The following is a 12,829-nucleotide window of genomic DNA, read 5'->3' as shown; positions in this document are numbered from 1 at the left end:
TGCGCTTAGCCCGCGAGCACCCGCTCGGCGAAGTGGCCCACCGCGAGCACCAGGTCGTCACTGTGGCGCGGGCCGATGATCTGCATGCCCACCGGCAGCCCCGCGGAGGTGCTGCCCACCGGGATGGAGAGTGCCGGCTGCTGAGTCATGTTGAACGGGTATGTGAATGGCGTCCACTGTGCCCACCAGCGCATCCCGGATTCCGGCGGAACGTCGGCGCCCAACGGGAACGCGGGGATCGGCACGGTGGGGGTGATGAGGACGTTGTGCATCTCATGGAAACCGCCCATGGCGATGCCCAACTGCACGCAGGTGTTGCGCGCCGCCAGGTATTCGGTGGCGGAGGCACCGGCCCCGGTCTCCCACATCTGCGCCAGCCCGGGATCGATGCCGTCGCGTACCTCTTTGCGGGAGCCATAGGTGTTCAGGCTGGCGGCTGCACCTGCGGCCCACAGTGTTTCGAAGGCGTCGATCGGATCGGAGAATCCCGGATCGGCGTGCGTCACGGGCAGCCCGGCCGCATCGAGGGCGTTCACCGCGTTCTCCACCAGGGCGGCCACCTCGGGGTCGACGTCGACATATCCGAGTGTGGGTGAGTACGCGATGTCCAGGCCGGTCATGTCCCGGTACACCTGTGAGCGGTAGGTGGTGAGCGTGGGCGACAGCGAGGTAGGGTCGCGATGGTCCGGCAGACTGATGATGTCCATCAGCAGTGCGGCGTCTTCGACCGTTCGGGTGATCGGACCACCATGTGCCAGTGGGCCAAAGGGGCTGATCGGATACATCGGAACTCGGCCATGGGTGGGTTTGAATCCGACAATCCCGCAGAAACTGGCGGGTATCCGGATGCTGCCGCCGCCGTCGGTGCCGATCGACATCGGCGCCATACCCGCGGCCACCGCGGCGGCACTGCCGCCCGAAGAGCCGCCGGCCGTGCGGCGCGGGTCGGCCGGGTTGTGGGTGATCCCGCGCTGTCGGCTGTCGGTGACCCCCTTCCAGGCAAGCTCGGGAGTGGTGGTCTTACCGATCATGACCATGCCGTCGGCCCGAATGCGCTGGACGGCAGGGCAGTCCACCTCCCACGGGCCGGCCGGGTCCACCAGCCCGGAGCCGCGCAGAGTGGGCCAGTTTCGGGTCAGGAAGACGTCCTTGATGGAGATAGGCACACCGTCGAGCAGCCCACGGGTGTAGTGGCCGCGCCAGCGTTCTTCGGATTTGGTGGCCGCCGCCAGCGCCGCTTCCTCGTCGACGAGGCAGTAAGCATTGATGGCACTGTCGGTTTGGGCTATCCGCGACAGCACCGCCGCCGTCGCCTCTACCGGCGAAAGCTCTCCCGAGGTGTAGGCGGCCACGAGCTCCAGCGCCGTCATCTCGGTGGGGTCGGTCGGTTCATGCATTGCCGTGCATCCTGTCCTTGTCGACGATGTTCAGAAGTTCCTCGTCACGGAGATAGCGCTCGACATTGGCGGCGAATTGGTCCTGGAGCTGATCGGCCCAGCCATGGACGTCACCGCTGTTGTGCGGCGTGATATGCGTATTCGGTGTGCGCCACAACGGATGTCCGACGGGCAATGGCTCGGGGTCGGTGACGTCCAGCGCGGCACCGGCGATGGTTCCCCGATGCAGTGCGGACACCAGATCCCAGGTGCCCACCAGTTCACCGCGACCCACGTTGATCAGACGGGCGGTGGGTCGCATTGCCGAGAGGACACGCGCATTGACGACACCCGTCGTCTGTGCCGTCAATGGCGCGGCGAGCACCAGGTACTCGACATCACCGGCGTGTGAGGCTAAGTCCACGGACTCGGCCCTGCCAAGCACCGTGACCCGCATGCCCACGGCACTCAACAGTGTGGCGATAGCCTGCCCGATCGGCCCGGTGCCGAGCACCGCGACGGGGACCCCCTCAATGGGTTCTGATTCGAAATGCCGCCAGCTCAGTGCCGCCTGCGCACGGGTGGATCGGCGAATGTCCTTGGCGAAGGCCAGAATCTGCGCGAGCACATATTCGGCAATGGGGCGTTCGAAGATGCCGCGCGAATTGGTGAGCACCACGTCGCTCGTGACGAGTTCGTCGAAGAGCACGGGATCGACGCCCGTGGACGCGATCTGTACCCAGCGCAGCGAGTCTGCGGCATACCAGGTTTCGCGCAGTGCAGAGGACCGGAAGTCGTAGACGAAGAGAATTTCGGCTCCGGGCAGCGCCGTGGCGAGTTGGCCCGATTCCACCAGTCGTAGCTCGGCGGCCGTGGACACGGAGGAGAGTCGGTCCGGTACCTTGCCCGCGGCATGCTGCACCGCTATTACTGGTCTTCGCGCGAGCGGCTCACCAGGGACTGTCTGTCTTCGCGCAAGGGGCTCATCCGCGTCGATCCGGCGGGCACTCACGTTGACACCGTAAGAAGATATCGTATGATTGTCAACAATCTGAGTGATGACGAGGTCTGGCTCAGGCGCGAAGCGATGCTGCGAGTGTTAGGCCCTGCCGGTGGATCTTTCGTCACTTCCCGACTTCGCGGAGTCGGCTGATCAGCGAGGTATCGGCATCATTGCGCCCTTCGATCTCGCGCTGGAGCGTGAGCTGTGGCGGTGGGTTCCTGCTGAGGTGTCTTTGCATCTCGCCCGCACGCCGTACGAGCCGGTGCCGGTGAGCCGGGCCATGGCGGAGCTGGTGTCCAACACCAGCCACCTGCAAGCAGCCACCCGAGACGTGTTGCACGTGGAGCCGGAAGTCGTTGCGTACCTGTGCACTTCGGGAAGCTTCATCCGTGGCGTCGAGCGCGAGCGGGAATTGGTTGAGGCCATCATGGCGGCCGGCGCCAAGTCTGCCGTTACCACCTCGGGGGCGTTGGCCGAGGCGGTGACCGCGCTGAACATCAACCGGATCAGCGTGATCACCCCGTACGATGCCGAGCTCACCGAACTGCTCGCAAAGTTCCTGGGGGAGTTGGGCGTCACGGTGGTGCGCACCGACCATTTGGGCCTGGGTGGGGGCATCTGGAAGGTCAACTACCGCACTGTCGCCGAGCGGATACTGGCTGCCGACACCGACGATGCCGAGGCGATTTTCGTCAGCTGCACCAATTTGCGCACCTATGACGTGATCGACCCGTTGGAGCGCCTGCTCGGTAAGCCGGTGCTGACGGCCAACCAACTGACCATCTGGGCCTGTCTTGACCGGATGAGTCTTCCCATGATGGGGCCCGGAAAGTGGCTCCGCGATGTCTTCGGAGGAGGTTCGAGTGAGTAATACGCGTCCGACGGTGGGGTTCATCTACCCGGACCATGCGGCTGAATCGGACTACCCGCTGGTGGCGCGCCAGCTGGATATGAACTTCCCCGTCGTGCACATCTACGGCACCGACCTGCACGCGGTACCCGAGCTGCTTGATCTGGGCAGCCCCGAAAGACTCGCGGAAGGCGTGCGGCTGCTGGGCCCACACGAGCCGGGTGCCGTCGTATGGGCATGCACCTCGGGCAGCTTCGTATACGGCCCGCAGGGTGCGGCCGAGCAGGTGGCAGGTCTGTCTGAGCGTAGTGGCACCCCGGCATCGAGCACATCCTTCGCCTTCGTCAATGCTGTCACCGCACTGGGGGTTTCGAAGGTCGCAGTGGCGGCGAGCTATCCGCGCGATATCGCTGAGCTGTTCGTCGCCTTCCTTGCCGCCCGTGGCATTGAGGTGGTGGCGATGGGGGAGGCGGGCATCGATACGGCTGCGGAGGTGGGCCGACTCACCGCCGAGCGGGTCGACGAGCTGGCGGAGGCCAACGACCATCCCGAGGCCGAAGCACTGCTGATCCCGGATACCGCCATGCATACCATCGCGCATGTGGAGCGCCTCGAATCGCGGCTGGACAAGGCGGTATTGACCGCGAACCAGGTGACGGTGTGGGAAGGTTTGCGATTAATCGACGAGGTACCCGAGGCGGGCGCAGCTCCGGGTTTGGGGCGGCTTTTCAGGAGACGACATGACCACGCTGGTACCTGAGGAGTTCGCTCCGCTGGAGCGGCAATCGACCGCTGAGCTGATCGCGGAGCGGCTGCGGATCGCGATCATGCGCGGAGTCCTGCCACCGGGTGCTCAGTTGGGAGAGGCATCGCTGGCGGCACAGTTCGCGGTATCCCGCGGACCGCTGCGCGAAGCCATGCAGCGCTTGGTGTCCGAGGGCCTGCTGCGCAGCGAGCGTAATCGCGGCATCTTCGTCATCGAGCTGACCGACGAAGACGTCCTCGACGTCTACCGGTCGCGGGCCGCCATCGAGCGAGCGGCCTTGGAGTGCATCATGTCCGGCGACACCGTGACCGCCTACCGGCGGCTGCTGGTGCCGGTAGCGGTGATGACGGAGGCCGCCACCCGCGGCGATCTCGTCGCCGTGACCGACGCCGATCAGGACTTTCACGAGGTGCTGGTCGACTGCTCGGGAAGCCCGCGGCTGCGCCGCGCGATGCGCACGCTGCTGTTGGAGACGCGGATGCTGCTGGGCGAGTTGCAGGGCACCTACCCGGACCTGCGTGAGCAGGTTCGTGAACACGAGGTGCTCTGCGCGGCGATCGGGGCCGGCGATGCGCCTGCCGCGTATCGACTCATTGAGGAGCACATGCACGACGCGGTCGCGCGCCTCATGGCACGCCGTGGTGCCGCGGGCACATCGGTGGAGTAAATCCGAGCGAGACACTGTTGGATGTAGGCATGTCCAACGACCTCGCTGCCAAGGCCACCCTGCTGAAGTCTCTGCACGTCCCCGGCGATCCGGTGTTTCTGCCGACGGTGTGGGACGCGTGGTCGGCGAGGCTTGCCGCGGACGCCGGATTCGTGGCGTTGACCGTGGGCTCGCATCCGCTTGCCGATTCGGTGGGCAAGCCCGATGCGGAGGGGATGTCGTACGAGGAAGTGCTGGCCCGGGTCTCGCAGATCACCGCCGCTGTCGACCTGCCGGTATCGGTGGACATCGAGTCCGGCTATGCCCAGACACCTCAGCGACTCATCGAGGGGCTGATCGAAGCGGGCGCGGTGGGTCTGAACATCGAGGACTCGGTGCATAGCGAGGGCGGTCGAATCCGCGAGCCCCAGGAGCATGCGGATCTTGTTGGCGCACTTCGTGTTGCCGCCGACCAGGCAGGCGTACCGGTGGTGATCAACGCACGGACCGATATCCTCCTGCGCCAGATCGGGGACGAGTCGGATCGAGTGGATCGAGCCATCGCGCGGCTCACGCTGGCCGCCGAGGCCGGTGCGGACTCGCTGTACCCGGTGGGCCGTCACGATCCTGAGGTGCAGCGGCGCTTGACCTCTGAGCTTCCACTCCCGGTGAATGCGATCGCGGTACCCGATGTGGACGACCCGGCGTCATTCGGTCCCCTCGGTGTGGGACGGATCAGCTTCGGTCCGTTCCTGCAGCGGGCGCTGTCGACGCGGGCCGAGGAGATCCTCGCGCGCTGGCGTTAGGCGGCTTCTGCCGAGACCGGGTGCACCGCCGCGACGAGGCGAGTCAACAGCTGGGCCAGCTGCCGGTAGGCGTCCTCGCGGCCGCTGATCGCGCGGTACACCAGGCCGATCCGGCGCCCCGGGACCGGCGCCGCGAAGGTGGCGGTGGCCAGTCCGCCGCTCGCGGTTTCGGCGGTGACGGCGGTGCCGGGGATGAGGGTGACCCCGAGACCGCCCTCGACACACTGCACCGCGGTGGCCAGCGAGGCCGCGCGGGTGTGACCGAGGTCGGGCCGTACTCCCGCGAGTTGGCATACCTCCAGGGCCTGATCGCGCAGGCAATGTCCCTCATCCAGCAACAACAGCGGCATCTCGGCGAGCACCGCAGGATCGACCGCATGGCTACCGGCCAGCGGATGCCCCGTCGGTAGGGCTAAAACGAAGTCCTCCCGGTACATGGGAATCTCCGCCATGCCGGGTGTTTGCGCGGGCAGTGCCATGACCGCGACGTCCAGTGACCCTTCGGCCAGGGACCGCAGCAGCCGTACGGTCTGGTCCTCGGTGACCCGCAAGGACATCTCCGGGAACTCGCGGGACAGCCCGCTGAGCACCATGGGCAGCACATAGGGGGCCACCGTGGGGATGAGGCCGAGGCGCAGCGTTTGCGCGAAGGGATCGCGCACACCGCTTGCGGCAGCGGTAAATTCGTCGACCGCGTCCAGTGCGGCGGTGGCCTTCTCCAACAATGCCTCACCCTCGGGGGTGAGCAACACCTTGCGGGTGTTGCGTTCGACGAGCCGCACACCCAGCCCCTCTTCGAGCATGGACAGGGCCTGTGAGAGGGAGGGCTGACTTACGCCGAGCTCGGCCGCAGCGCTACCGAAGTGGCGTTTACGGGCGATAGCCACAAAGGCGCGCAGACCGACCACGGTCGGCTGATAACTACGATCGGACATACCTATCAATATAGTGCCAACAATCACGTTTTGTTTTTGAAAGATTTCCGGCACGATGGTGCCAGTAAGCATTCAGCGAATACGTGAAGGAGAATCGTGACTCTGCGGACCATCGGCGATGAATTCCCGGCCTACAACCTGACTGCGGTCATCGGCGGCGATCTGTCGAAGGTGAACGCCCAGCAGCCCGACGACTACTTCACCACCGTCACCAGCGACGACCACCCCGGCAAGTGGCGCGTGATCTTCTTCTGGCCCAAGGACTTCACCTTCGTGTGCCCCACCGAGATCGCCGCCTTCGGCCGTCTGAACGACGAGTTCGCCGACCGCGACACCCAGGTGTTGGGCGCATCGGTGGACAATGAGTTCGTGCACTTCCAGTGGCGGGCACAGCATGAGGACCTCAAGACCCTGCCGTTCCCGATCCTCAGCGACCTCAAGCGCGAGCTGGCCGAGGCGTCCGGCGTGCTGAACTCCGATGGTGTCGCCGACCGCGCGACCTTCATCGTTGACCCCGACAACATCATCCAGTTCGTTTCCGTCACGGCGGGTTCTGTGGGCCGCAACGTCGATGAGGTGCTCCGTGTGCTCGACGCACTGCAGTCCGATGAGCTGTGCGCCTGCAACTGGCGCAAGGGTGACCCGACGATCGATGCGGGCGAGCTCATGAGCGCGGGCGTCTAGGAGGATTGGGTAACTGTGTCTATCGACAACCTGAAAGAGGCGCTGCCCGAGTACGCCAAGGATCTCAAGCTCAACCTGGGCACGGTGGCCCGTGGCACGGTATTGTCGCCGGCCCAGCTGTGGGGCACTCTCGTCGCGACAGCGGCGGCCACCCGGAACGACCAGGTGTTCAAGGAAATTCGCGAAGAGGCCGCGACGGTCCTGTCGCCCGAGGCACTTGACGCCGCGCTCGGCGCCGCCTCGATCATGGCGATGACCAACGTGTTCTACCGCGGGCGGGGCTTCCTCGATGGTGCCTATGACGATCTGCGCCCGGGTCTGCGCATGAACATCATCGGTAACCCCGGCGTCGACAAGGCGGAGTTCGAGCTGTGGTCCTTCGCGGTATCGACCATCAATGGCTGTCACTTCTGCGTCGGCTCACATGAGAAGGTGCTGCGTGAGGCCGGATTGACCCGCGAGCAGATTCTCGAGGCGCTCAAGATCGCGGCGATCGTCTCTGGCGTCGCCCAGGCGCTGGCCACGGTGCCCGCGCTGGTTTAAGCACAAGACATAAGGCCGCCTGCGCGTGTTACGCAGGCGGCCTTTGTCGTGCCGTCAACTACTACGAATGATCAAGTGCCGCTAGCGCCGACCGGGTGCTCAGTATTCTCGCGGTGCGCTCCGCACACCAGGTGAGCGCCTGGCTGTGCCCCGTGGAGGTGTAGTCCGCCACGGCGTCGGAGACGATGAATGCCTGGATGTCGTTCTGGATCGCATCGGTGGAGGTTGCGGTGATGCCCGAGAAGGCGTAGACGCCGACGATGATCAGCTGGTCCCGGTTGGCATTGCGCAGTATCTCTAGAAGCTCAGAGCGAAAGAACTCGCTGTACTTCCATTTCGTCAGAACAGTATCCGTCGCCGCGGGCTCTAGGGGATCGACGATCACTCGCTCGGCATCGTCGTCTGGCATGCCGGGTCCGTAGAGCTGGCCGAAGAGTCCACGTTGTTCCGGTGTCATGCCCCCCGGCTGCGCGGAGTAGAGCACGGGCACGCCGTGGGCATGCGCGGTGTCGAGCAGGCTCTTGATGTTCTTCAGCACGGTCGCGATGGGATCAGCCTGCGGCGTGTAGGCCTTCACGAAGTAGTGCTGCATGTCGTGGACCAGCAGGACAGCGCGGTCCGTCTCCAGGGACCAGGGTGCGCTTTTCGCGGGTACATCAATGGCGCTGAACGGGTACGTAATTGAGCCGGTGGGGCGAACGTCGGCCGTGGCGCTCCCGGCCGCGGTGAGGCCCAGCGCGGCGGCTGGTAGCGCTACAGAGCCGGAACGAAGGAAGGTACGTCTACGCATCGGGTCACTCTCCCACCTGAACGCGGGCAGGGGAATGGGGGGCGGTGCCGGCAGGCGACTCGGTCGTGGCAAGCCTCACTCCGTCCAGACGTCCTCCACATAGCGGTCGGCCTCGACCAGGTCAATGAGCCAGTCCCGGGCCTGGGACTCGTTGGCGCCGGCGTGTTCCCGGTAGATGTGCAAGAACGCATCTCGAACGGCGGGCGCCATTTTGCCGCCGTCGCCACAGACATATACATGTGTCTGCTTGGCGGGATCTCCTAGCAGCCGCCAGATGTCGTTCGCGTCGGCGGCAATCCGGTCTTGCACATACTTGACACCGTTTTCGGATGCGCGGGAGAACGCCGGGCGCATCTGGACCACACCCGAGAGTTCCGCGGCCTCGAACTCGTCGCGGAAGAGATAGTCCACTTCCGGATGCCGGACGCCGAAGAAGCAGAGCGCCGGGGCGAACGGCTCACCAGCGCTCTGCGCGGCCAGCCGGTCACCGACAAATCCCCGGAAGGGTGCGACTCCGGTACCGGCGCTGACCAGGATGACATTGCGGGAGGGGTCGGCTCCGGCCCGGAATGCTTGCCGGGCTTGGTCGACCCGTGCCCGGATTCGTTGTCCCGGTTGGACGTTGGCGAGATAGTTGGATGCCACGCCCTGAAAATCGCCGAATCCAGATCGGGCCGGAGCGTCGAGCACGCTGACCACCAGCTCGACGATCCCCGGACTCTGGCGGGCCGAGGAGGCTATGGAGTAGTGCCGCGGCGTCATCGGCTCGAACAGTTCAAGCAGCTCGGCGCGGGACAGCTTGGTGGCGGGGAATTCCAGGAGACAGCCTGCGATACCGAGAGAGCGGGTCTCCGGATGCTCGGCGAGTGCCTCCAGCGCGGACCGTTCCGGTGGGCAGGGATTGGCCGCCGCCAGCCGGAGCAGCTGGGTTCTGGTGGCCGGCTTACGTAGTTCGAGGAAGTGGGTGAGTAGCTCCCGCACGCTTACCTCGCGGTCCAGGGCGATGGCCCGCCGGGTCTTGCGCCGGGTGTTGATCGAGATACGCCGGTCCAGGATGAGACCGAGCAGTTCTCCTGCCTTGTCCACGATCTCGGGCTGGTTATCGGCGAGGACCGTGAGATGGTCCCCGGTGCGGTAGTCGACGCCGTCAGGCAATACGACACGTACCAGCCGTTTAGCTTGTCCCAGTGTGTTGTTGGCGCTGACCAATTCCCGGTTCTCCAGGACGGTCATGGGCATCACCTCGAACCGGGCATCGATCGCCGCCGTCACCGGCCCGTCGATGGCGCGCAGTTCGTAGAGGGGCCCCTCGGCGGGGTCGGTGAGAGTATCGGTGCCAGTGACACCGCCCAACGATGTCCAGAGGGCTTGCGAGAAGGCTTCGACACTGCCCGCGAAATCGCCGGAAGTGTCTGCCTCACCACGGGGAAGAATCGGCGTACCGCCGATCGCGGCGAGGTGCTCGTCGATTTTCCTGGGCACAGCCTGGTAGGTCTCAGCCCAGTTGCGGTCCCCGACCCCTAGTACCGCGTAGCGCAGCCCACTGTCCGTGCGAGCATCTGCGCTATCGAGCCAGGAGAGAAAATGGCGAGCGTCGTCAGTCGGTTGACCGTTGTAGGACGCGGCGACCACGACCATGGCGCCCTCGGTGGGCAGGGCTCGTGTCGCTTCATTCAGAGGGGCAACGGTTGTGCGGTACCCGAGATCGGATGCTTCCTCGGCCAGCTGGTGCGCCAGCGCTCGACAGGTGCCGAGATTTGAGCCATGGAATACGGCCAGTGCCGACCCCGGTGCGGCGGTGGCCGCCGGGTGTCGCATCTCTTGCGGTGTGACGGCGGGTACGGCGGTTGGTTCATGCTGACGGTCCTGGGAAGTGCGCCGCGCCAAGCCAATCCGAAAGCCGACAGGTTTCCGGATGAGGTCGCTGTGGGTGCGCAGCTGATAATGCTCGGAGTCGATGAAGCGGTATCTGTGTACCAGCGTCGCGAGAGCCATCGTCGCCTCGTGCAGCGCGAACTGACGCCCGATGCAGGACCGCGCGCCGGTGCCGAAGGGTTTGAACAGGTTCACCGGCCGCCCGGCCGATCGTTCCGGCGAGAATCGGTCTGGGTCGAAGATCTCCACGTTGTCTCCCCATTGCGGCTGCCGGTGCAGCGCGGTGGTGAGGACGGTGACGACCTCGCCCTTGCGTACCGGGTAGCGACCCGCCAGCAGGGTGTCTTCCGTGGCCATCCGGTCGAATTCCCGGACCGGGGGCGAGAGCCTCAACGTCTCGTCCACGATCTGGCGGATGTAGCGCAGCTTGCCGATCTCATCGAACGTCGGGGTGTGTTCGTCTCCCGGCCCGAATAGCCCGTCGACCTCGCTCTGCGCCCGGTGGAGCACGGCAGGGTTCTTGACCAGGCTGTAGAGCGCGGTAGGCATCACGGTGGAGGTGGTGTCTTGGCCGGCGATCAGGAACGTCAGGACCTGAGAGTGAACGCTGCTCAGCTCCAGTGCCGGAGTCTGCGGGGACCCGGGCGCGAGCATGAGTCCGAGGAGGTTCGCATGCTCGTCCGCACCGTCGCGGTGCCGGGCGATGAGCTCGTCGATGAAGGTGTGTAGCTTGCGCTGCTCGGCCGTGAACAGATCATGATTGCCACCTCCCGGAGCCAACATCTGCTGCACCGCAGCGGCGAAGCTCGCCGGGATGGCCGCAAGCCCCTCCTGCTGGTAGGAGTCGAACCTTGTCCCAAACCCGGCCAGCCCGACGGTGTCCATGGCGAGCTTGCCCAGATCTTCGACCACGTCCACGGGGTGCTCGCCGGCGCTCTCGTCCCAGCGGGTAAGGAGCTGGCGGTTGATATCGAGCATGGCGGGGTGGTAGTTGCGCAGACCGCTAAAGCTGAAGCCGGGCAGCAGAACATCGTGGGCTTTCTGCCAGTTCGGCTCGCCCGGGTAGGCCGTGAACAATCCGTCCCCCGCAAGGGGGCGGAACCGCTCCAGCCGATCGGTGATGCCCTTGATGAACCGGTTCTCGTCGCAGAGCTCCTCGACCAGGTCCAGCGAGCAGGCATATAGCCGGCGCGAAACCCCGAAGTCCGCGTAGAAGAGTGGCCCGAGCTCTTCGACAAGCAGATCTGCGGGCAGGGCGTAAGGGCGGCCGGGTAACGGACCGGATGGCAGTGGGTGCCCGTCGGCGCAGGGAATGCCGTCGATCTCCGGCGGGCGGGCGGGTGACGTGTATTCGCCCGGCTCCACCACGTGCGTATCGCCGCTCATGTGCGTTTAGCCCTTCGCTCCCGCCGGTGTAGTCATTCGTCTACGCCATGGCCATCCATGACTGTACACATGCGACTACAGTCCAGCCAATGCCGTGGTTGGGGTGGGTCCGATTGTCCTGCGTGGGGGCGTGAGCGCACGCGGTAACCGGTGAAATGGCTACTCCCGATGCGGGGCCGTCGGTTACGCGCTGGGGGAGCAGGTTGTGGAGGCGTCGGGTGATTCGCTGCTCACGCAACGGTTTCCCAGTACGGCGACCAGTCGCTGGACCACCGTGTCCGCCGCGCCGTCGGTGAGCTTGTCCTTGGCGTAGGTGGTGTGCGAGATGATGTCTCCACCCTGCGGATCGCAGAAGAAGTCTCCGGGGTTGCAGACGTCAATCACCTTGGGCAGCAGGTCTTCGCGGACCGTTAGGTTCGTGTCTACACCGGGCGGTCGGATGTTCTTGGGATCGCCGAACAGAACGATGGAGACGATGCGCTGCTCGAGTCCGGCGGGCAGGGGATTGGTCAGGGCGTAGGTCCCCGGCGGGGTGTTCCCCAACAGCACATCCACGACCGCCGCGCCCTGCGCGTACCCGCCGACCACGAACTTCATCTTCGGGCAGTCGGCGGCCGTTTTCTGGATGTGCTTGCTCAGGTCGTCCGATCCCTTGCCAGCCTGGAGAAAGTCGATGCTCGCGGGGTAGTCCACGCCATAGGTGGAGATGCTCATCCCCTTGGCGCCCTGGAGTCGCTTCTTCACAGCGTCGGTGAACAGCTTGCCGACGTCGCCCAGGCCTGCAGGCTCATTGGTGCCGCGCGCGAAAGATAGGTCGATATCGGCGCAGCTCTCCGCGTGGGCCATCTGCGGCGACTGCAGCCCGTACCCGCCGAACAGCACTAGGAAGGCAGCCGTCGCGGCCGCTGCGCGACACATTGCAGTTCGCATCACTGCACCTTTCGTGACGTGCGCGGCTCTCGCGACTGGTCGTTGAATCACCCAAACTACCGACTGCACCGATACGCCGCGCTACCTGGATTTGGCGGTGGGCAGCGACACGGCCGAATTAGTGATGTTGCTCTCACCGGGTTATGGTGCTGTGCAGTCGGTTCGAATATCGGGTCTGTAGCAAGCCGTTGCCCAGTTGTGGGGCCCAAACGGGCATGGTGGCCCGTCCGGCTGTGTGG

12 protein-coding genes are annotated in these 12,829 nt (G+C 65.4%); 6 read left to right on the top strand and 6 right to left on the bottom strand.

Annotated features, from left to right (window positions below; all coding sequences use genetic code 11):
• Nucleotides 1-5 precede the first annotated feature (5 nt).
• Nucleotides 6-1,397, bottom strand: coding sequence for an amidase (locus DSM43276_RS21365; RefSeq protein WP_078328317.1), 1,392 nt, complete (start codon nt 1,395-1,397; stop codon nt 6-8).
• On the bottom strand, nt 1,390-2,304 hold the full coding sequence (locus DSM43276_RS21360) for a D-2-hydroxyacid dehydrogenase (protein WP_234802958.1): 915 nt from the start codon (nt 2,302-2,304) through the stop codon (nt 1,390-1,392). Before DSM43276_RS21360 ends, DSM43276_RS21365 begins: the two co-directional genes overlap by 8 nt.
• A 184-nt stretch (nt 2,305-2,488) precedes the next feature.
• Here DSM43276_RS21360 and DSM43276_RS21355 point away from each other — a divergent pair, with 184 nt between their 5' ends.
• From DSM43276_RS21355 to DSM43276_RS21340, 4 genes are read left to right on the top strand one after another with little or no spacing between them, the layout of a single operon-like run.
• Nucleotides 2,489-3,250 (top strand): maleate cis-trans isomerase family protein, encoded by a 762-nt coding sequence (locus DSM43276_RS21355; protein ID WP_078328316.1) that lies wholly within the window; start codon nt 2,489-2,491, stop codon nt 3,248-3,250.
• Nucleotides 3,243-3,989, top strand: coding sequence for a maleate cis-trans isomerase family protein (locus tag DSM43276_RS21350; RefSeq protein WP_078328315.1), 747 nt, complete (start codon nt 3,243-3,245; stop codon nt 3,987-3,989). Before DSM43276_RS21355 ends, DSM43276_RS21350 begins: the two co-directional genes overlap by 8 nt.
• A complete protein-coding gene (locus DSM43276_RS21345; protein WP_078328314.1) occupies nt 3,970-4,662 on the top strand; it encodes a GntR family transcriptional regulator in 693 nt (230 codons plus the stop codon). The genes DSM43276_RS21350 and DSM43276_RS21345 overlap by 20 nt, the downstream gene beginning before the upstream one ends.
• Before the next feature lie 29 nt (nt 4,663-4,691).
• Nucleotides 4,692-5,447 (top strand): isocitrate lyase/PEP mutase family protein, encoded by a 756-nt coding sequence (locus tag DSM43276_RS21340; protein WP_078328313.1) that lies wholly within the window; start codon nt 4,692-4,694, stop codon nt 5,445-5,447.
• Here DSM43276_RS21340 and DSM43276_RS21335 read toward each other — a convergent pair.
• Nucleotides 5,444-6,382 carry a hydrogen peroxide-inducible genes activator gene (locus DSM43276_RS21335; RefSeq protein WP_078328312.1) on the bottom strand — a complete coding sequence of 313 codons (939 nt, stop codon included), beginning with the start codon at nt 6,380-6,382 and terminating at the stop codon, nt 5,444-5,446. The genes DSM43276_RS21340 and DSM43276_RS21335 overlap by 4 nt on opposite strands.
• Before the next feature lie 96 nt (nt 6,383-6,478).
• Here DSM43276_RS21335 and DSM43276_RS21330 point away from each other — a divergent pair, with 96 nt between their 5' ends.
• Together DSM43276_RS21330 and DSM43276_RS21325 are read left to right on the top strand one after the other, a co-directional pair.
• Nucleotides 6,479-7,066, top strand: a complete 588-nt coding sequence (locus DSM43276_RS21330) for a peroxiredoxin (RefSeq protein WP_046255069.1) — start codon at nt 6,479-6,481, stop codon at nt 7,064-7,066.
• A 15-nt stretch (nt 7,067-7,081) separates the two neighbouring features.
• A complete protein-coding gene (locus DSM43276_RS21325; RefSeq protein WP_030097265.1) occupies nt 7,082-7,609 on the top strand; it encodes an alkyl hydroperoxide reductase in 528 nt (175 codons plus the stop codon).
• Nucleotides 7,610-7,670: 61 nt separating this feature from the next.
• Here DSM43276_RS21325 and DSM43276_RS21320 read toward each other — a convergent pair whose 3' ends face one another.
• From DSM43276_RS21320 to DSM43276_RS21310, 3 genes are all read right to left on the bottom strand, one after another.
• Nucleotides 7,671-8,399: an isochorismatase family protein gene (locus tag DSM43276_RS21320; protein WP_078328311.1), complete on the bottom strand. Its 729-nt coding sequence runs from the start codon at nt 8,397-8,399 to the stop codon at nt 7,671-7,673.
• A gap of 75 nt (nt 8,400-8,474) precedes the next feature.
• Nucleotides 8,475-11,660 carry a bifunctional cytochrome P450/NADPH--P450 reductase gene (locus DSM43276_RS21315; RefSeq protein ID WP_078328310.1) on the bottom strand — a complete coding sequence of 1,062 codons (3,186 nt, stop codon included), beginning with the start codon at nt 11,658-11,660 and terminating at the stop codon, nt 8,475-8,477.
• Nucleotides 11,661-11,843: 183 nt separating this feature from the next.
• Nucleotides 11,844-12,590 (bottom strand): cutinase family protein, encoded by a 747-nt coding sequence (locus tag DSM43276_RS21310; protein ID WP_078328309.1) that lies wholly within the window; start codon nt 12,588-12,590, stop codon nt 11,844-11,846.
• Between the last annotated feature and the right edge of the window lie 239 nt (nt 12,591-12,829).

This window comes from Mycobacteroides salmoniphilum, from assembly GCF_004924335.1.
Taxonomy (GTDB): Bacteria; Actinomycetota; Actinomycetes; order Mycobacteriales; family Mycobacteriaceae; genus Mycobacterium; species Mycobacterium salmoniphilum.
The sequence above is the reverse complement of the archived record's forward strand: the minus strand, read 5'-3'. Positions and strand labels throughout refer to the sequence as shown.

What these genes read in the sequence shown, in the direction of transcription:
- DSM43276_RS21365 (WP_078328317.1), bottom strand. Translation starts at nt 1,397, where the DNA reads ATGCATGAACCGACCGACCCCACCGAGATGACGGCGCTGGAGCTCGTG.
- DSM43276_RS21345 (WP_078328314.1), top strand. Translation starts at nt 3,970, where the DNA reads ATGACCACGCTGGTACCTGAGGAGTTCGCTCCGCTGGAGCGGCAATCG.
- DSM43276_RS21340 (WP_078328313.1), top strand. Translation starts at nt 4,692, where the DNA reads ATGTCCAACGACCTCGCTGCCAAGGCCACCCTGCTGAAGTCTCTGCAC.
- DSM43276_RS21335 (WP_078328312.1), bottom strand. Translation starts at nt 6,382, where the DNA reads ATGTCCGATCGTAGTTATCAGCCGACCGTGGTCGGTCTGCGCGCCTTT.
- DSM43276_RS21320 (WP_078328311.1), bottom strand. Translation starts at nt 8,399, where the DNA reads ATGCGTAGACGTACCTTCCTTCGTTCCGGCTCTGTAGCGCTACCAGCC.
- DSM43276_RS21315 (WP_078328310.1), bottom strand. Translation starts at nt 11,660, where the DNA reads ATGAGCGGCGATACGCACGTGGTGGAGCCGGGCGAATACACGTCACCC.
- DSM43276_RS21310 (WP_078328309.1), bottom strand. Translation starts at nt 12,590, where the DNA reads ATGCGAACTGCAATGTGTCGCGCAGCGGCCGCGACGGCTGCCTTCCTA.